The organism is Ignavibacterium sp. (assembly GCF_025998815.1).
Classification (GTDB): Bacteria; Bacteroidota; Ignavibacteria; order Ignavibacteriales; family Ignavibacteriaceae; genus Ignavibacterium.
The window spans coordinates 531,117-553,069 of sequence record NZ_AP026678.1; the positions used below are offsets into that span (position 1 = coordinate 531,117).

23 protein-coding genes are annotated in these 21,953 nt (G+C 33.2%); 20 read left to right on the forward strand and 3 right to left on the reverse strand.

The genetic code is table 11. The features are described 5' to 3' along the window. Positions 1–52 precede the first annotated feature (52 nt). From Q0X14_RS02220 to Q0X14_RS02285, 14 genes are all read left to right on the forward strand, one after another. Positions 53–1,876: a KUP/HAK/KT family potassium transporter gene (locus tag Q0X14_RS02220; protein ID WP_297841847.1), complete on the forward strand. Its 1,824-nt coding sequence runs from the start codon at positions 53–55 to the stop codon at positions 1,874–1,876. Positions 1,877–1,890: 14 nt separating this feature from the next. Beyond that, a complete protein-coding gene (locus Q0X14_RS02225) occupies positions 1,891–2,934 on the forward strand; it encodes a hypothetical protein (RefSeq protein ID WP_297841849.1) in 1,044 nt (347 codons plus the stop codon). A 4-nt stretch (positions 2,935–2,938) separates the two neighbouring features. Next, positions 2,939–3,625 carry an SDR family oxidoreductase gene (locus Q0X14_RS02230; protein WP_297841854.1) on the forward strand — a complete coding sequence of 229 codons (687 nt, stop codon included), beginning with the start codon at positions 2,939–2,941 and terminating at the stop codon, positions 3,623–3,625. 136 nt (positions 3,626–3,761) lie between these two features. Further along, entirely contained in the window at positions 3,762–4,451 is a 690-nt protein-coding gene (locus tag Q0X14_RS02235) for a MotA/TolQ/ExbB proton channel family protein (protein ID WP_297841857.1), read from the forward strand. Positions 4,452–4,474: 23 nt separating this feature from the next. Continuing rightward, positions 4,475–5,005, forward strand: coding sequence for a biopolymer transporter ExbD (locus tag Q0X14_RS02240; RefSeq protein ID WP_297841858.1), 531 nt, complete (start codon positions 4,475–4,477; stop codon positions 5,003–5,005). A 15-nt stretch (positions 5,006–5,020) separates the two neighbouring features. Beyond that, on the forward strand, positions 5,021–5,434 hold the full coding sequence (locus Q0X14_RS02245; RefSeq protein WP_297841861.1) for a biopolymer transporter ExbD: 414 nt from the start codon (positions 5,021–5,023) through the stop codon (positions 5,432–5,434). Positions 5,435–5,508: 74 nt separating this feature from the next. After that, the gene (locus tag Q0X14_RS02250) at positions 5,509–5,955 is read left to right on the forward strand and encodes a GatB/YqeY domain-containing protein (RefSeq protein WP_297841866.1); all 447 of its coding nucleotides are present in this window, start codon (positions 5,509–5,511) and stop codon (positions 5,953–5,955) included. A 2-nt stretch (positions 5,956–5,957) separates the two neighbouring features. After that, positions 5,958–6,479, forward strand: a complete 522-nt coding sequence (locus Q0X14_RS02255) for a CvpA family protein (RefSeq protein WP_297841867.1) — start codon at positions 5,958–5,960, stop codon at positions 6,477–6,479. Continuing rightward, entirely contained in the window at positions 6,476–8,824 is a 2,349-nt protein-coding gene (locus Q0X14_RS02260) for an endonuclease MutS2 (RefSeq protein WP_297841871.1), read from the forward strand. Before Q0X14_RS02255 ends, Q0X14_RS02260 begins: the two co-directional genes overlap by 4 nt. Before the next feature lie 10 nt (positions 8,825–8,834). After that, positions 8,835–10,325: an acetyl-CoA carboxylase biotin carboxylase subunit gene (locus Q0X14_RS02265; protein ID WP_297841874.1), complete on the forward strand. Its 1,491-nt coding sequence runs from the start codon at positions 8,835–8,837 to the stop codon at positions 10,323–10,325. Continuing rightward, the gene (locus Q0X14_RS02270; protein WP_297841877.1) at positions 10,318–10,821 is read left to right on the forward strand and encodes an acetyl-CoA carboxylase biotin carboxyl carrier protein subunit; all 504 of its coding nucleotides are present in this window, start codon (positions 10,318–10,320) and stop codon (positions 10,819–10,821) included. The genes Q0X14_RS02265 and Q0X14_RS02270 overlap by 8 nt, the downstream gene beginning before the upstream one ends. 70 nt (positions 10,822–10,891) lie before the next feature. After that, positions 10,892–12,136 carry an outer membrane protein transport protein gene (locus Q0X14_RS02275; protein ID WP_297841880.1) on the forward strand — a complete coding sequence of 415 codons (1,245 nt, stop codon included), beginning with the start codon at positions 10,892–10,894 and terminating at the stop codon, positions 12,134–12,136. Between the two features lie 17 nt (positions 12,137–12,153). Continuing rightward, the gene (locus Q0X14_RS02280; protein WP_297841883.1) at positions 12,154–13,590 is read left to right on the forward strand and encodes an SGNH/GDSL hydrolase family protein; all 1,437 of its coding nucleotides are present in this window, start codon (positions 12,154–12,156) and stop codon (positions 13,588–13,590) included. Positions 13,591–13,669: 79 nt separating this feature from the next. Next, positions 13,670–14,080, forward strand: coding sequence for an SPOR domain-containing protein (locus tag Q0X14_RS02285; RefSeq protein WP_297841886.1), 411 nt, complete (start codon positions 13,670–13,672; stop codon positions 14,078–14,080). 55 nt (positions 14,081–14,135) lie between these two features. On the opposite strand, the gene Q0X14_RS02290 is transcribed toward Q0X14_RS02285, so the two are convergent. The 3 genes from Q0X14_RS02290 to Q0X14_RS02300 form a co-directional block, all read right to left on the reverse strand. Beyond that, complete coding sequence (locus tag Q0X14_RS02290; protein WP_297841889.1) at positions 14,136–15,422, reverse strand: hypothetical protein; 1,287 nt, start codon at positions 15,420–15,422, stop codon at positions 14,136–14,138. Positions 15,423–15,440: 18 nt separating this feature from the next. Next, positions 15,441–15,974, reverse strand: coding sequence for a hypothetical protein (locus Q0X14_RS02295; protein ID WP_297841891.1), 534 nt, complete (start codon positions 15,972–15,974; stop codon positions 15,441–15,443). Positions 15,975–16,052: 78 nt separating this feature from the next. Beyond that, complete coding sequence (locus Q0X14_RS02300; RefSeq protein WP_297841894.1) at positions 16,053–16,571, reverse strand: hypothetical protein; 519 nt, start codon at positions 16,569–16,571, stop codon at positions 16,053–16,055. 327 nt (positions 16,572–16,898) lie between these two features. Between Q0X14_RS02300 and ssb the strand changes: the two genes are divergently transcribed. The 6 genes from ssb to Q0X14_RS02330 all read left to right on the forward strand — a co-directional run bounded on the left by ssb (position 16,899) and on the right by Q0X14_RS02330 (position 21,892). Next, complete coding sequence (gene ssb, locus Q0X14_RS02305; RefSeq protein WP_297841896.1) at positions 16,899–17,324, forward strand: single-stranded DNA-binding protein; 426 nt, start codon at positions 16,899–16,901, stop codon at positions 17,322–17,324. A gap of 26 nt (positions 17,325–17,350) precedes the next feature. Further along, a complete protein-coding gene (locus Q0X14_RS02310) occupies positions 17,351–18,637 on the forward strand; it encodes a hemolysin family protein (RefSeq protein WP_297841898.1) in 1,287 nt (428 codons plus the stop codon). A gap of 41 nt (positions 18,638–18,678) precedes the next feature. Beyond that, complete coding sequence (locus Q0X14_RS02315) at positions 18,679–19,587, forward strand: MlaD family protein (RefSeq protein ID WP_297841901.1); 909 nt, start codon at positions 18,679–18,681, stop codon at positions 19,585–19,587. After that, entirely contained in the window at positions 19,571–21,256 is a 1,686-nt protein-coding gene (gene ggt, locus Q0X14_RS02320) for a gamma-glutamyltransferase (RefSeq protein WP_297841904.1), read from the forward strand. The genes Q0X14_RS02315 and ggt overlap by 17 nt, the downstream gene beginning before the upstream one ends. Before the next feature lies 1 nt (position 21,257). Next, positions 21,258–21,635 carry a holo-ACP synthase gene (gene acpS, locus Q0X14_RS02325; RefSeq protein WP_297841907.1) on the forward strand — a complete coding sequence of 126 codons (378 nt, stop codon included), beginning with the start codon at positions 21,258–21,260 and terminating at the stop codon, positions 21,633–21,635. A gap of 65 nt (positions 21,636–21,700) precedes the next feature. Further along, positions 21,701–21,892, forward strand: coding sequence for a hypothetical protein (locus Q0X14_RS02330; RefSeq protein ID WP_297841908.1), 192 nt, complete (start codon positions 21,701–21,703; stop codon positions 21,890–21,892). Positions 21,893–21,953 lie beyond the last annotated feature (61 nt).

Genomic DNA, 21,953 nt, shown 5'->3' on the forward strand with positions numbered 1-21,953 from the left:
TTATTAGTTTGCTTTATATTCGTCAGTCGAAAAAATATTATTTATTATTTAAATGGAAACTGAGAATAAAAAACCCGGAACATTCAGGAACATTGTACATGCGATGGGAGTCGTATTCGGTGATATAGGTACAAGTCCGATTTATACTTTAAGTATTGTCTTTACTCTTACTTTACCAACAAAAGAAAACATATTTGGAATTTTATCTCTAATATTTTGGACATTAATTACTTTAGTCACGATTCAATATGCCTGGTTGGCAATGAGTCTTAGTATTCGTGGTGAAGGAGGGATTATTGTATTAAAAGAAATTCTTACTTCACTTATGAAGAAGGGAAGGAAAGCTGGTTTTATAGCATTCCTGGGATATATTGGAGTTTCATTACTGATTGGTGATGGAGTGATTACTCCGGCCATTAGTATTCTTTCAGCTGTTGAAGGTTTGAGATTAATTCCTCAATTAGGTCATATATCACTAACGACTATTATTCTGATTACTGCGATTATTACAATTTTATTATTTGCTATTCAACACAGAGGAACTGATAAAGTAGCTTCATCTTTTGGTCCCATTATGTTGATTTGGTTTTTAAGTCTGTTTCTTTCGGGATTTTTTTATTTGATTCACATACCTCAAATTTTTCTTGCACTAAGTCCTTATTATGCAATTGAATTTTTTATTCATAATGGATTGCCAGGATTTTTTGTTCTAAGTGAAGTTATACTTTGTGCTACCGGAGGCGAAGCTTTATATGCAGACATGGGGCATCTTGGCGGCAAACCTATTAGACAAGCCTGGTCAATTGTTTTCTTTGCTCTTATAATAAATTATTTTGGTCAGGGAGCATATATACTTGAGCACGGCGATACAAAACAGGTTTTGTTTAAACTTGTGAGCAGTTATTCAGAAATACTTTATATCCCGTTTTTAATACTGACATTATTAGCAACTATAATTGCTTCTCAAGCTATGATTAGTGCTGTTATGTCTCTTGTGTTTCAAGGTATTAACACAGGAATATTTCCATTAATGAAAATAAAGTTTACTTCACAAAAACTTCGTTCTCAGATATATATACCAGCTGTTAATAAATTTTTATTGTTTGCAGTTATATTGATGATTTTGATCTTTAAAGAATCAAATAATCTGGCTGCTGCTTATGGTCTGGCAGTTACTGCTACAATGTTTATAAGTTCAATTTTTATTGTTACAATTTTCTACATAAAGAAAAACTATCTAAAATCAGCAATCGGCTTTACGGTATTAATCATCGCTGGTTTATATCTAATAGCTGTTACTCACAAAATTCCTTATGGTGGATATTGGTCAGTTATTATAGCTTTATTTGTTTTTGGGGTAATGTTATTATGGATGAATGGAATGACAAAACTCAGAAGATTTTTGAGAGCAACTTCGCTGGATGTTTTTGTTGAAAGCTTCAAACAAATTTATGAAACAGGAAACTACATAAAAGGTGAAGCAATATTTTTCACAAAGAATGTAAATTCAGTTTCACCGTATATTTTACACTGTATGTTTCGAACCGGAATTATCTATGAAAAAAATATTCTGGTTTCTGTTGAAACTTCAGACCAACCTTATGGAGTAAATCTCGAGTCCTATGACAAAGTCACCGATGGACTTTACACTGCAAGAATAATTTATGGTTATATGGAATCTCCTGACTTACCAAAACTTTTCAAACAATGGGGATTTTCGGAAAAAGCTATTTTCTATGGTGCTGAAGAAATAAAAACCAGTAAACCTTTCTTGAAGATATTTGCCGTATTAAAAAGATTAGCTCCCAACTGGATTTCGTTTTTTGAGTTTCCATATAATAAATTGCACGGTGTCGTGACAAGAATTGAAATTTGAAGGTAAAACTTATTATGAAAAATTTCTTATTTATAACACTAATCATCTTTTCTAATTTTGCTTGTGCACAAATATCTGAAGACAAAACTATTTCAGTTGCTTTTTGGAATCTTGAAAATCTTTTCGATACCAAAGATGACCAATCAAAAAATGACGAAGAGTTTCTTCCTGATGGAGTGAAGCAATGGAATGAAGACAGATTGGAAAGAAAATATTATAATTTATCTCGAGTGATAAGATCAATGAATGATGGAAGAGGACCAGATATTTTAGGCGTGTGTGAAGTTGAGCATAAATATTTATTAGATAGTCTTATATCAAAACATTTATTTGATAAGAATTATATTTCTGAATCTCCTGATGCACCTGATGAAAGAGGTATTCAAACAGGAATAATTTTTAGAGCAGATAAATTCAAGTTACTCGAAACTTTATCGGATACTGTTCATCTTGAACAAAATATTCAAACCAGGTTGATTCTCGGTGTCAAACTCCTCTTTAAAAATTCTGACACAATCTATGTATTCGTAAATCATTGGCCTTCGAGAAGAGGAGGTGAGAGCGAATCAGAAATCAGACGAATAAAAGCTGCTCAAACATTACGAAAAAGAATTGAACAAATTTTTAACAATGATAAAAATGCTAAAATTATTGTTATGGGTGATTTCAATGATGAGCCAACAAATTCTTCAATCCTGAATCATCTTAAAGCTAAACCTATTATTTGTGATAGTATTGAAATGATTGAAAAAATTAATTCAAGGGTTGATAATTCGGATTTGTTCAATCTGGCTTATCATTCATATAGTCTTGGTGAAGGTTCATATAAACATCAGGATAATTGGAATATGTTGGATCAAATTATTGTATCGAGGGAACTTATTGTTGGAGCAAAAGTAAGATACCAGTGTAATTCGTTTCAGGTTTACAAACCTGAGTTTATGATTACAAAATCCGGAAAGTATCAGGGAACACCTTTCCCAACTTATGGAGGCAACAGATATCTTGGCGGCTACAGCGATCATTTCCCGGTTATAGCAAAATTTATTTTGGAGTAAAACGATGAAAAAAATTCTTTTAATCTTTGGAGCAAATGGAGAACTTGGTTCAGGCGTTGCAAATGTTCTAATCAAAAAAGACTTTGATGAAATTTATTTATTTGATTTCAAGTTCGATCAACAACACGATGATAAGAAAATTCATCAAATTATTGTCTCTGATCTTGCTAATGAAAAAAATGTTAAACAAGCTTTTGAGCAGATTAAAACTGAGAATGATTCTGAATATTTTCTTTTCTCTACTATCGGAGGATTTTTTGGTGGGAAAAAAATATGGGAAACTTCATATGACGATTTGATGAATATGTTTTCAATGAATTTGCTGACAAATTTTAATCTTGCAAAATACTTTTCAGATTTAGTCAGAAAATCAACAGGTGGTGCGATAATATTTACATCAGCATACACAGCAAATCATCCCGAAGAAAATAAATTTGCTTATGGAATGTCCAAAGCTTCATTATCTTATCTGGTCAGATCATTAGCGATTGAAGGCGAAAGTATAAATCTATCATCAATGGCGATTGCCCCTTTTATTTTAGATACAAAATCAAACCGAAAATGGATGAGCGAAGCTAACTTTGATAAATGGATTAAACCTGAAGAGGTTGGAAAAATAATTTATGATTTATTCAATAATTACAAAATTAATTCTGGAAATATTATTGAATTAAAGATCAGATTAGTTTAAAAATTTTTCTTAACTGAGAGAGAATAATTTGTTGACTTTGTGTGCATAAATATTTATTGTAGTGCACGCATTTTTAAGAAAATGTTGCAAACAAGTTTATTAAGTAACAATATTTATTATTAGGAGGATATCTTTTATGGATATTTTTGGAGTAATCTCATCGTTATTCAATGTAGTTGCACAAGCTAATAATCAGGGTGCTTTGAATTGGTTGGTTACAAAATTCAACGAAGGTGGATTTTTCATGTGGCCAATTCTCGCAAGTTTGGTAATAGGTTTAGCTTTTGCATTAGAAAGAATGTATTCGCTTTCAAGAGCAAGAATTGATACAAAAAAATTCATTATGCAAGTTAAAAAAGCTCTTGATGAAGGTGGAGTTGAAGCTGCAAAAAAAGTCTGCGAAAACACCCGTGGTCCGGTCGCTTCTGTTTTCTACGCAGGTTTATTAAGATATAATGAAGGTTTAGATGCTGCCGAAAAAGCAATTATTGCTTATGGTGCAGTTGAAATGAGTTTCCTTGAAAGAGGAATGATTTGGATTTCTACATTTATTACTATTGCACCTATGCTTGGATTTACCGGAACTGTACAAGGTATGATTGAAGCATTTGACGCTATTAAAGAAGCTGCACAAATTTCTCCTGCAATCGTAGCATCAGGTATTTCCGTTGCATTGTTGACAACACTCTTTGGTCTTGTTGTAGCTATGATTCTTCAGATTTTCTATAACTATTTTGTTTCAAGAATTGACAGATTAGTTGGAGATATGGAACAGAGTTCAATTGAACTTATTGATGCACTTTATGAATTAAAAAACAGAAGATAAACTTTAAACCTTAAAACACAACTATGATTAAAAAGAAAAAACTACAAGAAGCTTCTATTCCAACTTCATCTATGGCTGATATAGCATTTTTGTTATTGCTATTCTTTCTTGTAGCCACAGTAATAGATGTCGATACAGGTTTAGGATTGACTCTTCCGGAATATGTGCCACCAGAAGAAAGAATGGAAATAAAAGTTGATCCTGAAAGACTTGTTGCTGTTTTGGTTAATGAACAAGGTGATGTATTGATTGATGGTGAAATTGTTTCAATCTTCCAAATCAAAAATCTTATAAAGCCCAAGTTATTGGCAAGAGTTGAAATGCCATTGAATAAGAAGATAATAGTTTCATTAAAAACGGATCGTAAAACAATCTATAATCAATACATTGCAGCTTTAGATCAAATTAAGCTCGCATTTTTTGAAGCCAGAGATGAAGTCTCCTTAGGAAGATTTGGAAAAAGATTTAAAGATTTAACTAAAGAACAGCAAGATCAAATGAAAGATGCGGTGCCAATTATCATCTCTCTGGCGGAACCTGAACAAATAAAATAATTTGAGGTATTAAAAATGCATTTTCAGAAAAGAAGAGCTGGAACAAAACAGGAAATCCCAACTTCCTCAATGCCTGATATTGTATTTATGCTGCTTCTCTTTTTTATGGTTACTACAACTTTAAGAGAAGTAGATGTTTTGGTTCAATTCAAATTACCTGAAGCTCAAGCTATAGAGAAAATTGAAAATAAAAGATTGATTTCATATTTATGGGTTGGAAAGGACAAAAGAATTCAGATTAATGACAGCATTGTTAAGCTTGAAGAAGTTGAACCAATTATGTATGGAAAAAGACAAGTGCTACCTAATGTAATTGTTTCTTTTAGAATTGATCAGGGCGTTGATATGGGATTAGTAATGGATATTCAACAGGCATTAAGGAAAGCTTACTGTCTTCGTGTAAATTATTCGGCAACATTAAAAATTTAATTAAAAAATTTTTCTAACTTTTAAGGCAGGTCTTGTGCATAACGAACCTGCCTTTTCTTTTAGTGGAGTTACAGATGAGTCTTAAAGAAAAAATTAATAACGACTTAAAGGAAGCAATGAAATCTGGCGATAAAGTTCGCCTTAACACTGTTCGATCCATTCGTGCATTAATTCTTGAGTTTGAAAAAAGTGGTGCAAACAAGGAACTAACTCCTGATGATGAAGTTAAGCTTCTTATAAGTGCTGCTAAAAAGAGAAAAGATTCAATCGAACAATTCAAAAATGCCGGTCGAATGGATTTGGTTGAACAGGAAGAAGCTGAACTTAAAGTGCTTCTTGAGTATTTGCCAAAGCAAATGACTGAAGAGGAAATTAAATCAGAAGTTCAGAAAATCATTGCTGAAGTTGGAGCAAAAGGCAAAGAAGATTTTGCTAAAGTTATGCCTGCAGCAATGAAGTCGTTAAAAGGAAAGGCAGATGGAAATTTAGTTCGTAAAGTAGTTGAAAGTCTTTTGAGCTGAAATTGAATACAATTGATTTAATAATCGTAATCGCTTCACTGATTGGCTTTGTTTTAGGATTTAAAGATGGCTTTTTAAGAAAGCTGATTGGAGTTGTGGGATTTGTTGCAGCAGTTTTTCTTGCAGCATATTTCAAAGGCCAGGTGGGAAGATTTATTGAATCTTCATTTGATATTGAATATTATCTGGCTGAGATAATGGCTGCACTTCTGATATTCTTTGTAACTGTAATTTTATTCTCAATTCTCAAACGGGTTGTACATCCATTTGATAAAATAAATTCTTTAATTAATCAAATCATTGGTGGAGTTGTTGGAATCCTGCAATTCCTGATTTTCCTAAGTGCAGTGTTTCTTTTATTAAATATTTTTGATATTCCGGACAAATCTTCGAGAAAAAAATCTATGTTTTATGAACCAACTTATTCAATAATCCCATCTGCATTTAATCTTCTCAAAGACTACACACCAAGCACAGAAGAAATAATAAAAAATTATATTAATGAAAAAGATACGCTTCAATGATTGATAAATCGGTTATAGAAAAACTCGAGTTTGATAAACTTCTAAAACATATTTCCGGTTATTGTATTACTGATAAAGGAAAATCCTCAATACTTAATTTAGCTCCTACAGATAGCTTGGATGAAATAAATTTTCAGGGGAACATCGTTGAAGAAGCAAAAAACTTTTTGATTAAACAAGGAAATATTCAGATTGACTTCTCATCTGATTTGAGTGAAGGTTTATTTCAGAGCAGAATTGAAGGTGCAGTTCTTTCTACAAAGAAAATTCTGGAAATCAGAAATTTGGCTCGCTCATCGAGGTTACTACAAAACTTATTTGCAAAAGAAAAAGAAAACTATCCTTTATTAAGCGAAACTGCGCAACAATTATTTTCCGACAGATTATTTGAGCACCAGATTGAAAAGATAATCAGTGATGATGGTGAAGTTAAAGAAAATGCCAGTAAAACTTTATCAGATATTCGGAAAGAAATCAGAGCTAAAAAAGATGAACTAATAAAATCAATTAACAGAATAATAAAATCATTAAAAGAAGAAGATATCGTTCGTGAAGATTATTTAACTCTTCGCGATGGTCGGATGGTTATTCCTGTAAAAGCTGAACATAAACGACACATCAGAGGTTTTATTCATTCGGAATCTTCTACCGGTCAGACTGTTTATATAGAACCGGAAGAAACACTTGAACTTAATAATGATATTGTTTCGTTGTCATTCAGTGAAAGAAGAGAGATTGAAAGACTGCTTAGAGAATTAACTAAGTTAGTCGGACATAATAGTAATGAACTTCTTTTATCTTTTGACAGAATTACTTTTATTGATACCGTTTTCGCAAGAGCAAATTACTCGCTTGAAGTAGTTGGGAGTTTCCCAAAAATTAATAACAATAAACCATTTCATATCATTGATGGAAGACACCCATTACTTATAAAAAAAATCGGAAGGAATAAAACTGTTCCATTAAATCTGAGATTGGTAAAAGACAGAATTGTTATCATAACAGGTCCAAATGCTGGTGGTAAAACAGTTGTTCTTAAAACAATCGGAATTTTGATATTGATGTTACAATCGGGAATACATATTCCTGTTCATCCTGATTCAAACCTTCATTTGTTCAGCAAAGTGCTGATTGATATTGGTGACCAGCAATCACTTGAAGATGATTTATCTACTTTCAGTTCTCATCTGAAAAATCTTAATCATATTTTAAGAGAAGCAGATAGTAGTAGTCTGGTTTTACTCGATGAAATAGGAACAGGAACTGATCCAACTGAAGGCGCTTCACTTGCAGCAGCAATTCTGAAAAAGCTTCTTCAAAAAGGAGCACTTGTTTTTGCATCAACACATCACGGTAGTTTAAAGTTGTTTGCATATAATGTTCAAGGAATGGTTAATGCTGCAATGCAATTCGATCACGAGACTCTTTCACCAACTTATGTATTTAAACTTGGAGTTCCCGGAAGTTCCTATGCTTTTCAGATTGCAGAAAGAATTGGAATGCAAAAGGATGTGATTGAAGAAGCTGAAAACTTAATGGATTCTGAAAAACACACTTTAGAAAAATTTATCTCAGAAGTTGAAGCAAAGTCTAATGAATTAGAAAAAAAATTAGCTGAACTTGAAAAAGAAAATACAAGATTGAAGGGCTTATCGAATCTTTACAAACAGAGTTATGAAAAACTTGAAAAAGAAAAAAAGGATATTTTGAGAAAAGCAAAAACTGAAGCCGATAAATATCTTGAAGATGTCAATCGAAAAGTTGAAAAAGTAATTAAAGAGATAAAAGAATCATCGGCAGAAAAAAGCGTTATTAAAGAAGCAAAGAACACTATTAAAGAATTAAAAAAAGAAACTGAGAGCGAATTAACAGAAATTCAGGAAGAGGTTATACAGAAAGATGATTTTTCTGAGGGGGATTTTGTTAAAATAAAAAATTCAAATGCTGTTGGAAAAATTATTGAGATAGACAAAGCCAAAAACAAAGCCACAGTTTTAATTGGTTCAATTAAAATGCTGGCAAAACTTAATGATCTGATTCCTGCAAAAGAAATTAAAGAGAAGGATTCCCGGGAAGTCCACGATTTCATAAAAACTCCAAGTGTAAACTATCGGCTCGATATAAGAGGTAAAAGAGCCGATGAAGCAGAGTATGAAATAATTAAATTTATTGATGATGCTTACCAGTCAGGCCTTGACAGAGCAGAAATTCTTCACGGTAAAGGAACCGGCGCTTTGAAAAAATTAGTTAAAGAAATATTATCTTCGCACAGCGGAGTAAAAACTTTTTACTTTGCGCCAATTGAGCATGGTGGTGATGGAATAACAATCATCGAATTTAATTAAAAGGATTTTCTTGATCAGAAAAATTCTAATTGCCAACCGAGGAGAAATTGCAGTAAGAATTATTCGTGCCTGCAAAGAACTTGGAATTAAAACTGCTGCTATTTATTCAGAGGCAGACATTGGTTCACTTCATACAATTCTTGCTGATGAATCTTATTTGATTGGTCCTGCACCATCATCGCAATCCTATCTGAACAAAGAAAAAATTATTCAACTTGCAAAAGAAATCAATGCAGATGCAATCCATCCTGGCTATGGCTTTCTTTCAGAAAATTCGGATTTTATAAAGTTGGTTGAAGAAAGCGGAATCAAATTTATTGGACCTTCTTCAAAATCTGTTGAGATGATGGGAAGTAAAACTGCTGCAAGAAGTTTGATGCAAAAGCATAAAGTTCCTATCGTTCCAGGTACAATTGAACCAATTAAAACAGTCTCAGAAGGATTGAGCTTTGCAGATGAAATTGGTTTTCCTGTTTTACTTAAAGCATCTGCTGGTGGTGGTGGAAAAGGAATGAGAAAAGTTTTTTCGAGAGATGAGTTTGACTCAGCTTTTGAATCAACTAAAAGGGAAGCACTTAAAGCTTTTGGGAACGATGATGTTTATATCGAAAAACTTATCGAGAATCCAAAACACATTGAAGTTCAGATTATTTCCGATGAATTTGGTAATTACCGACATCTTTTTGAAAGAGAATGTTCAATTCAAAGAAGACATCAAAAAATAATTGAAGAATCTCCATCAGCATTTTTAGATGATTTAACTCGAAAAGCAATAACAGAGGCAGCAGTTAATGCGGCTAAAGCGTGTAATTATTTTAATGCTGGCACAATTGAATTTTTGATAGATAAAGACAAAAAGTTTTACTTTCTTGAAATGAATACTCGTTTGCAGGTTGAACATCCTGTTACAGAACTGGTTACGGGAATCGATTTGGTTCGTGAACAAATAATGATCGCTTCGGGTGAAAAAATTTCATTCGAACAAAAAGATGTTCAACAAAATGGAGTTGCAATCGAGTGCAGAGTTTATGCTGAAGATTCATCGCAGGGATTTTTACCAAGTACCGGAAAATTAAAATTATACAAAGAACCAAGCGGACCAAATGTAAGGATTGATTCAGGTGTAATGGTTAATAGTGAGATTACTGTGCATTATGACCCAATGATTTCAAAACTGATTTGTTGGGGAAAGAACCGGGATGAAGCCATTAGTCGTTCCTTAAGAGCATTGGATGAATACTACATCGGTGGTGTAAGCACTAATATTTCTTTTTTGAAATTCATTCTGAACAGAAAAGAGTTTCGGGAAAGTTCTCATAATATTAATTCTGTTGAGCAAAAATTCTTAAAAGAATTTGAAGAACAGACACAAAATATTTCGGTTAATGAAAATGAAATTGCAGCAGCAATTCTATCTGCTTATCTCAAAAGTAAAGTAAAACAAAAAGTCTCTTCAGATATTTCCATTACAAACAAATGGCGCGACCTATTATATGAATGATTTTGTTTCAAAAATAGATGACAAAAAATATTCAATTAAATTTTTAGATGAATCGCGTCTGGTTCTTAATGAAAGAGAATATAATTATTCTATCAAACTTTTATCATCAGATAATTTTATACTTACACTTGATAATAGAACTTTCATATGTACTGTAGTAGAAAATAAAAATTCAAATTTCGAGATTGTTGTTAATGGTGAGTTGCATAAAGTTATTTCTCATTCCCTGATTTCTTATAAAGCGGAAGAGTTATTAAAATCTAAAAACCAATCTCATTCATCCGGAATGACTGTGAAAGCACCAATGCCCGGACTAATCCTTAAAATCAAAAAACAAAACGGTGATTATGTTGAAAGAGGAGAGACTGTAATGATTCTTGAAGCAATGAAAATGGAAAACGAAATACGAGCCCCAATCAGTGGCACTGTAACTTTTAATTCAATAAAAGAGGGGACAAGCGTTGAGAAGAACATTAAATTATTCGAGATAAGATAATTTGTTATTTAGAAAATTTTAACAATTTTTGCTCGTTAATTAACATTCAATTAATTCAGGAGGAGATACATTGAAAAAAATCTTTACTTACCTGGTTGTTGTACTTTCAATTTGTACAACAAATATTTATTCGGGTGGATTCCAATTAAATGAACACGGGGCGAAAGCTGTAGCAATGGGCGGAGCTTTTACAGCAGTTGCTAATGATCCATCTGCTGTTTATTGGAACGGTGCCGGACTATCTTTCCTTCGTGGTACTCACTTTATGTTAAGTACTCACGCAATTCAACCTAAATCTACATTCAGAGGAGTACTTCCGAATGTAGATGAATATAAATTGATTGATCAAACATTCTTTCCAGCAAATCTTTTTGTTTCTCATTACATAAATGATCAATGGGCAGTTGGATTTGGTTTTACAGTGCCTTTTGGTTTAGGAACAAAATGGGATAATGAATGGGTCGGTAGATATTTGGCAGTTGAAACTGAATTACAAGTATTAACTTTATCTCCTGTTGTCTCATTCAGACCGATTGAACAATTAGCAATTAGTGCAGGATTTGTTTACAGCTTTGCAGATGTATTAATAGAGCGAAAAAATCCTCAAACACCATTTACGGGTGATGCGACCATTCGTCTTGAAGGTGATGACAAGGCTGCTTTTGGATATAACCTTGGTTTGATGTATAAGCCAATTGATAAGTTAACATTCGGACTTTCTTATCATAGTCAAATTGAATACGATTTTGAAGGAACTGCAACATCAACTGGTGCTCAGCAACTCATTGACGCTAAAAGATTGCCGATGGGAGATATAAAAGCAAAACTCACAACACCATTTAATCTGGCTTTTGGAGTTGCTTATCAGGCATTGGATAATCTTCTGCTCAGCGCTGATTTTCAATTAGTTGGTTGGTCAAGTTACGACACATTAGCTGTTGATTTTGTAGATCCAGCATATCCCGATGTTGCAAGTCCCAGAATGTATGAAGATTCTTATTTTTTAAGATTCGGGCTTGATTATAAATTCAATCAGGACTTATCGCTTCAAGGTGGAATTTATTATGACAAAAATCCTGTGCCTGATGAATACCTTAATCCATCACTACCCGAGACAGACAGAATTGGATTTAGCATTGGTGCAGAATATAAATTATTCAATAACCTTGCACTCCGTGGTTCATATTTGTTTATCAGAGGTTCTGAATTAAGAATTGAAAATTCCAAAGAATATTATTCAGGAAATTCCGGATTCAATGGAGTTTACACGACTTATGCAAATGTATTTTCATTAAGTTTATTATATAGTTTATAAGGAAGAGAGGTGAAACAATGAAAAAATTATTATTTGTATTTGCAGCTTTATTATCAATCACTCTCTTTTTTAATGCCTGCGTTGATAAATCTGATTTAACCGCTCCAACTCCATTAAATGGTAAAAGTGGCAGCGCAGATTTGACAAAGTATGTTGCCATTGGAAACAGCTTAACCGCAGGATATCAATCGGGAACATTATTTTACTCAGCACAGATTTATGCATTCCCATACTTAATTGCTCAACAAGCAGGTGTTGAAATAACCGGCTTAAAGGTTAGTGACCCAGGTTTAGGCGGTAGATTGGAAATTAAATCTTTATCTCCGTTTACACTTTATACAAATCCAAATGCTGGTTCACCAATGAACTTGACATTACCTGCACCTTATCAGAATCTTGGAATACCTGGTGCATTAACTTATGATGTTTTATTTGCAACAAATAAAGATAATTGTGCCTCTGCAGTATTCGCTGGAACACCAAATCCATATTTCGATTTAGTTCTTCGAAATAGTGCATTAAATCTTGGGACTCAGCTTGAACAGGCATTGGCTCAGAATCCTACACTGATAACTCTTTGGATTGGAAATAATGATGTACTCGGTTATGCTACAAGCGGTGGAACTGCGCCATCAGCTCCAACAAGTTCAGTTCAATTCCAACAATTGTTTGGTGGAATTTGTAACGGCATAGCGCAAGCAAATAAACAAGCAGTAGTAGCAAATATCCCGAATGTATCTGCTATTCCTTTCTTCACAACAGTTGGACCTCAGATTGCTCTTTCAACTCCATGGTCACAATTAGCTTCACAAGGAGTCGTAGGATTGGTTTATCAGAAAACAGGTGGTGCGATTGGTGTTGCTGACTCTTTAAGTTTATTGACAGGAACAAATCTGGTAACTTTACGAGGGAGTTCTTATGCTCCGCTTCTTGGTCAGCCAACTGCAAAATTTTATCGTGATAATGGAATACCTGTACCTGCTAGTGTAGATACAACTAAACCTTTTGGATTTCATCCACAAAATCCATGGCCAAATGCTTTAATTCTTGACAGCGATGAAATTCAGGTTGCTAACCAGGCAGTTGCGGATTATAACAATATCATCGCAGCAACTGCTGCTAATTTTGGTTTTGCAGTTGTTGATATAAATTCAGTGTTTAATCAAATCAGAGCAAACGATTTTACCGGCGGAACCGTTATAAATGGTGTCACATTCAGAACTACTTTTGTTACCGGTGGATTATTCAGTTTGGATGGAGTTCATCCAACTAATCAGGGACAAGCAATTATCGCAAATGAATTTCTGAAGGTAATAAATACTAAATACAACGCTCAATTTCCTTTAATAGATGTTTCAACAATTCCTGGCAGTTTAATTTTTTCAGGAAAGATAAACTATCAAAATGGTTATCCAATATTGCCTCCGGAAGTTTTTGAGCATTTGTTATTCTAATCGGAAAATAATTTAGATTAGAGCTGTCAGGTAAGAATTTTATCTGACAGCTTTTTTTATAAATAACTTTGGAGAGCCAATGAAAAAAATATTTCCAGCAATTTTTTTATCGTTAATTTTAGTCATTCATTCTGGATGTTCTCCCTCTCAACAATCATCAGATAATGAAAGTATTTATGTCTTTGATGAACAAAAGAACGATGAAAAAATTGATGTTAAAAAGGGAGGTGAGTTCCCTAATATTGATGAAACATATTTTGTTGTTCAGATAGGTGCGTTTACAACAAAAGAAAGAGCTGAAAAGTTTGCTGAAATGAGTAAAGCTAAAATAAACAGGGATGTTATAATCACTTACAGTGAAAACAATAATCTGTATCTTGTTCAAATCACACCATTTTATAAATCACGGCAAGAAGCTGAATTGGTAAGGGATGAATTAAAAGTTATACCTGAATTCAGTGATGTTTGGATAGTGACTGTTAATAAATAAAAAAGCTCTTAAAGTTTTTTACTTTAAGAGCCCTGAGTAATTTATGATTGTTTACTTAGAACGCCGGTATATAAACTTCACCTTCATACCAGGCAATTGTACTGAAAATTCGCATTTTGGGGAAGTACGGTGGAACCTGAATATCAAATCTTTTATCATACTTATGAATATAACTATATCCATTTGTTGGATAATATTGTTTCTTAATTGGGTCCCAGGCATAGTTTGCTGTTGCTTCAACTTTATGTCCTATTATTCCACCAACAATATTCATTTTATATGCAGCAGGATAGCTTCCATAACTGGTGACTTTTAATCCACCAGATTGGGATAACATCGAAGCGTGAATGGTAAAATCTCCTCTTGTAGGGTCAAAAGGAATTTCGACTTGTTGCTCTGCAACTAATCCAAGATAATCATCACACAGATCCGGATGCTCAAGAGGATCAACTGAATATTGAATAGTATTATCAATCAGGACTCTACCAGCTCCGGTAGTTCCTTTCTTCGATGCAACAATTGTAACCTGTCCATCCAATGTTCCCTTTATATGAGCGTTACCTCTTTCGATATATATTAAACCATTTGGAGCTAAATCACTGAGTGGAACAGTTACCTCTGGTGTATAAGGTTTTCCATCAATGCTAACGCTATATCTTACTGTTCCATCTGAGTTAAAAATAAGTTTCACATCTGTGATTTTATTTTTGTTAGTTGTATCTCTGAAAACTTTTCCACCTGCATACGCATCAATTCTCATTGCTGCTGTATCGAATATAACCGGATCATTAGTTTGCAATTTCCATCCATCCTCAAATTTTGGATGTGAATTCTTGTCATATAACTTAACTCCTTTGGATGTTGTAACTACTCCTTTGAATACAGGATCTCCATAACACTGTATCCAGTCATTTGCGTGAAATTTACCATCAAAAGTATCTCCGGTTGCTGCCCACACATTGTTAAACACATTATAATAGTTTCCATATTCAGCAAAAGACCTTTGTTTAGCAGTTACAATAACTGTATCACTATAACTCCCGTATTTACCAACACTGGTCAAACGAATTATTCCTGATGCAAGATTGGCAACTGAAAGGTCTAAGTAGCCTCCTGAAAATGGTTTATTTGAAAAACCTGTTGTCCATTTCGGGTCATTGATGTTTATTTCCATCATTGCCATATGAATACCACTAACTGCAATATGGTGCGCCTGAGATTTACTAAAGTAAAAAGCATAATTATCCACCGTCCTTGTTGATGTATCCATTATATTTTTACTGAATAAGGCAAAAATCCCTGCGAAACCCATTACAAGGAATAATGAAACTTTACCTCCCATAAAATTGCCTCCTTAACTTTATTTCTTTGTTAAATTGTTTGCTGTTACTGTTAATCTTCTCCACAGTGCTTCAGTATATTCTTCATTATAGGCATATGGATCTTCTACTTTGAATGCAATCCTTACATAATTAACGATCTTGTTTAAATCTATAGGAATCGTCTGTTCATTTGAGAAAGTATCTAAATACTTAAGATTGAATTCTGTAATATTGTTTGCTACAACAAAAGGCGGATTACTGTTTAATTGTCTATAAAGAATTCTGTCTCTCGGATTTGGAGTATGTGATAATGCTGCAGTATCACTTGTAAAGTAATACAAGGTGTCAAATATTCCATTGTTATCAACATCAGCTAAAAATCTAATAGATACACTATCTCCATAGATAATTGCAGTTGAATCCATTTTTGTGTAATCACCACAATAGCCAAGTAAACCAAAATCTCTATCCATAATCGTTGCAAGTATCACTACATCAACTTGGAGACTCTTATCATGACCAAACATACTTTCGGATTGAATTACATTCTGGTTCATGTTTAATAGGTTCATCAGAACTATTCCGCCTATTATTGTGGCGCCAAGTATATCTATTATTGTTGTAAAGCCCATTTTTACCTCTTAAAATTTTTACCACATACTTGAAACAGTACTCATTCTTATTGTATCAACAAGACCATCACACCAAACTTTTACTTCTAATTTTTTATTCCATGTTTTTACCATTGCAGGAGCATTTGGATTGGCACTTGTTACATAATATACTTTCGAAGTAATATAAAACGGAGTCGGAGACGCTGACTTTGATGGATTGATTAATGTTGTTGTATCAACAATAACTTCTCCATCTGGCAAATTGTAATCATCAAAATCATCAAAATCAGGATAAACTTCGCCAGCTTCTTTTCCCAAACTTGATGTCAAATCTGAAAGGAGAATAGATGGTTTTGTTGTGTCCATTACTACTTCATCAAATGCTTTTTTCTTAGCAACATCAATGTATGAGTTAGCAACAGAGATAGCCAGGATTCCCATTTTGGAGTCCATAGTCATTTCCTGAGCTGTGAAGCTTGTTCCATTGAACCTTAAAATCAGGAAGGAAAGCAGTATAACAGCTCCTAATGCTAACATCATTTGACCAGTACTCATATCGAAAATCCTTAAATTTTTCTGTTTCAAATAGCAATCATTAAGCCATTGAACTGAAGAGATTAATTTGATTTTTTCGCAGGAATTCAAAAGGTAAATGTATTGTTTTGAAATTTTTTATAAGTAATTTCTTACCAGTTAATATTTGAGAGCATTTTTGTTGGAATAATTAAAGAGTTAATTGGTAATAATTTCCCATGAATGTGGTAAAATTGTATTATTCAATCCAATTGTGTAAAAAATTTTTTCAATAAATTTTTGATTTTTTATTCTGAAACATTCATATTACAATAAATCATTTATTTACTTAATAAAGGAGGATTAAAAATGGCTTTCTCTCTTAATAAAATTATGCTGATTGGCAATCTTGGGAAAGATTCCGAAACAAGATTTACTACTGCAGAAAATTTTTCTGTCACAAATTTTACATTGGCTACAACTTATAGCTTCAAAAACAAAAATGGTGAATGGACAAATGAAACTACCTGGCACAACATCGTAGCATTTAATCTCTCTGATTTTATGAAAGAAAATCTTAAAAAAGGGAAGAAGGTTTATGTTGAAGGAAGGTTAGTCAAAAGAGACTATACTGACAAAGATAATGTTAAACGTTATGTAACCGAAGTTCGTGCTGAAAGAATTATTCCGCTTGATTCAAATGCTGATGCTACAAAAGAAGCCGATATTGAAGGAACTTCAGCTCAGGAACCTGATATTGCTGATTCTTCAGAAGCAGATGATTTACCTTTCTGATTGTTGAACAATTATAAGGATTATTTTTGGAAACTGATTGGATATTTAACTTAATTACTTTTTTCGTGTTACTAATTTGTTCAGGATTTTTTTCTGGTTCGGAAGTCGCTTTTTTTAGTCTGGACAAAAAAAAAATTGACAGGCATTTCAAAAATAATCCTTTACTCCATCGTCACATCCTGACACTCATTAATTTTCCAAGAAGATTACTTGTAACAATTCTGATTGGAAATACTTTAGTCAATGTTGCTCTATCAATCATTGCAGTAATATTGGCTTTGGATATCGCAAATCTGTTTAATATAAATATAAATCTTGCTATTACTGTTCAGATAATTGTTACAACTCTTCTTGTACTTCTTTTCGGAGAATTACTGCCTAAAATGATTGCTACAAAGTCAACAATTACTTTTGCAAAATACGCAGTGATTCCTATTTACATTATTAGTTCGGTGCTATATCCTGTTTCAGAATTTATAACAGAATTGATTAAACTATCAGTAAGTAAACTTACTTTTGATAAATCAAAATCTGCTTTAACGGCAGAGGAATTTTCCGATCTTGCATCGTTATCTACAGAAAAAGGTGCAATAGATGAAAATGAAAAGGAGATAATAAACAGTATTGTTGAATTCCGTGATACGACTGTATCTGAAATTATGACTCCAAGAGTTGATATTGTTGCTGTGTCCGAAACAAAATCAATTGATGAAGTAATCAAAATAATAAGTGAATCCGGACACAGTAGAATTCCGGTTTATAAGGAAAATATTGATGTGATAGCCGGAGTAGTATTTGCGAAAGATTTATTGAAATTCATCAACGATGAAGAATTAAAAAAACAGACAAGACTTTCTACACTACTCAAAAAAGTTTTATTCGTCCCTGAATCGAAAAAGATTGGTGACTTGCTTCGTGAATTTCAGGCAAGGAAAATTCATCTTGCAATAGTAGTTGATGAATACGGCGGAACTGCTGGTTTGATTACTCTCGAAGATATTATTGAAGAAGTAGTTGGAGATATTTGGGATGAATACGATAAAGCCGAGAAGCACATTCAAATTATATCTGAAAATAAATTTCTTGTTAACGGAAATATTCTTCTTGAAGATTTAGCTTCTGAACTGGGAATTAATCTAATTGACGAGAATGATCCCGATATTGATACGATTGCAGGATTTGTCTTAAAAATATTTGGAGATATTCCGAAAGAAGGAGATGAGATTACTTTTGGAGATTATAAGTTAACAGTGAAACAGTTGGACAAGAAAAGAATTCGTAAAGTGATAATTGAGAAGTTGCTGAAAAAATGATTACTACTTTCGTATTTTTGATTTGAAAAATTGAGATTACAATGAAAGACCAAAGAAAAACTGAAATAAAAGTCGGGATAACAGTTCTTGTCGCAATATTAATTTTCCTTTGGATTTTTGGTTGGGCAAAAAACATTTCAATTCGCTCATCTGAAAATCTTATTAAGGTTAGTTTCCGGAATGTTGCAGGCTTAGAAATTGGCGATCCTGTTACTGTAAATGGCTTTCGAAAAGGTTATGTGAATGAAATGAAAGTTCTGCCGAATGAAGTAATAGTTGAAATCGCTTTAGACAATGATGTTACTCTGAAAGAAGATGCAAAATTTTCAATTTCAATGCTTGATTTGATGGGAGGTAAAAAAGTTGAGATTTATCCTGGTGAGTCTTCAGTCGCTTTAAATCTTCGAGAAATTCATCACGGAGAATTTTTATCTGATATTCCTGCTGTGATGTCGTTACTTGGTTCGGTTCAGGACGATCTTGTTACTGTTTTGAAAGATGTTAAGATAACCTTGTCATCGATGAATAATTATCTTACAGATGAAAACCTATCTGACAATATAAAACAATCGCTTAGAAATCTGAATGAGCTGACTTCAGAGATGAATGAACTCATCAAACAAAACAAAGAAAATATCCGATTACTAACATCTAATGCTTTAGCTCTTACCGAAAATACAAACCAAATAATTGAAAAGAATGAAAAGAATTTGAATGAATTGATTAAAAATTTGAACGAAGTAATCTCAAAGAGTAACCAATTATTAAACGATGTAAATCAGATTACAACTGAAACTTTGCAAAAGCAAAACAATCTCGGCAAAATTTTATATGATGAAGAAATGATTAAAGATATTAAATCCTCACTCAAACAAGTTAATGAACTGACATCAATTCTGATTGAGCAATTAAAAGGAAAAGGAATTAATGTTGATGCAAACATCTTCTAAGTTATTTCTTTTTCTTCTACTGGTCATTAATTTCAATTTATTCGCTGAAGCACCAGATCCTGTTAGAGGTAAAAATGGAATGGTTGTCTCAGCATCTAAACTTGCGTCTGAAGTTGGAGTAGAGATATTGAAAAAAGGTGGTAATGCAATCGATGCTGCTGTTGCAGTTGGGTTTGCGTTGGCTGTAACATATCCTTCGGCAGGAAATATTGGTGGTGGTGGCTTTATGGTAATCAGATTAAAAGATGGAACGACAACAACGATTGATTACAGAGAAAAAGCACCTCTTAAAGCACACGAGAAAATGTTTCAGGATTCGTTAGGAAATTTTTTGCCGGAACTCAGTCAGGAAGGAACAACTTCTGCAGGTGTGCCTGGTAGTGTTGCGGGAATGATTTATGCTCTTGAGAAATATGGAACAATGAAACTCAAGGATGTACTTGAACCTGCAATAAAACTTGCTGAACAAGGTTTTACTCTCGATTACAGACTGGTTCAATCAATAAATTATTTTCATAACGACTTTCTTAAATATCCATCATCAGCAAAAATATTTACCAAAAGTGGTCAACCATTTGAAGAAGGCGACCTTTTTATTCAAAAAGATTTAGCCAATACTTTGAAGCTAATTGCAGAAAGAGGTAAAGATGGATTTTATAAAGGAGAGGTGGCTAAAAATATTTTTTCACAGGTTCAGGCGTTGGGTGGAATTATTTCATTAGAAGACCTTGAAAGTTATCAACCTGTTGAGCGGAAACCTCTTATATCTACTTTTCGTGATTACGAAATCGTAACAATGGGACCTCCCAGTGGAGGCGGAATAACATTGATTCAAACATTAAACATTCTTGAAAATAAAACCTTCACAAGAGATGATTGGGGAAGCAGTGATTACATACATACAGTTACTGAAGCTTTTAAATTTTCCTTCGCTGACAGATCAAAGTATTTGGGTGATCCTGACTTTTTCCAGGTTCCTGTGGATAATCTTATTTCAAAAAAATATGCTAAAGAACTTTTTAATAAAATTTCTGATAACGCAATTCCATCGGGTCAGATTATTCCGGGAGAATTTTTCTCATTAAATGAAAGTAAAGAAACAACTCACTATTCTGTGATTGACAAGGATGGAAATGCTGTCAGCACAACGACCACAATAAATTCATCTTATGGTTCAAGAATAGTAGTCGAAGGCGCAGGATTTTTATTAAATAATGAAATGGATGATTTTAGTTCAAAGCCAGGTGAACCAAACCAATTTGGTTTAATAGGAAGTGAAGCAAACAAGATTGAACCAGGTAAAAGAATGTTAAGCTCTATGACACCAACAATAATTACAAAAGATAACAAACCTGTTTTAATTCTTGGCTCGCCGGGTGGTTCTACAATTCCAACAGTAGTTTGTCAGGTGATTTTGAATTATCTGGAATTTGGAATGGATATTCAGGAAGCTGTTAATGCTGCACGTTTTCATCATCAATGGTTACCAGACCAAATTGATTATGAAGAATTTGGAATTGCAAAGGATGTACTGGACAATCTGATAAGAAAAGGACAAATCATTGGTGGAAAGAAAATGTTGGGAAGAGTTGAAGCGATAGCCGTTGAGAATGATTTGTATCTCGGAGCAACTGATCCAAGAGGATTTGGTGCAGCAATAGGATATTAAAATGGTAATAGGAATTGGCATAGACATAATCGAAATTGAAAGAATAAAACAAAGCATTGATCGTTTTGGTGATCATTTTATAAAAAAAATATTTACCGAAAACGAAATCAAATACTGTTCTTCGAAGTTCAATAAATATCAACACTACGCTGCAAGATTTGCTGCCAAGGAAGCTGTCTATAAAGCGCTTGCTTCAAGTTGGCAACCAATTGCATCCTGGAAAAGTATGGAGATTGTTAACGAAAGTAGTGGCATCCCAAAATTAGTTACCTTTGGAAAGCTAAGAGAATTTTTATCCGATGATAAAGAAATAAAAATATCCATTTCACACTCCGATAATTATGTAACTTGTGTCGCAATCATTTATAAAAAATCCTGAAAGAACATTCCATTGTAAAACTATTCTATTCTTATTAGTTTTGTCCCTGAAAATCGGAAAGAATTATGGAACCTAAATGGTACGTATATTTTAACTATGGCTCAATTGCATTTGTTGCAGTGCTTTTGTTAGTCATACTGACGAATTCAGTTCCTAAAGAATATTATATTCCATTACTTGTTGTAGCAATAATCGTATTCATTTTAAGAATTATTTTCAGAGTTATCATTATCAAAAAAATCAGGGAAAGGGAATAAGTCTTCGAACGATCTGTTCCAACAAACGGTAAACTCAATTCAAAGGTTCTTGTTTTAAATC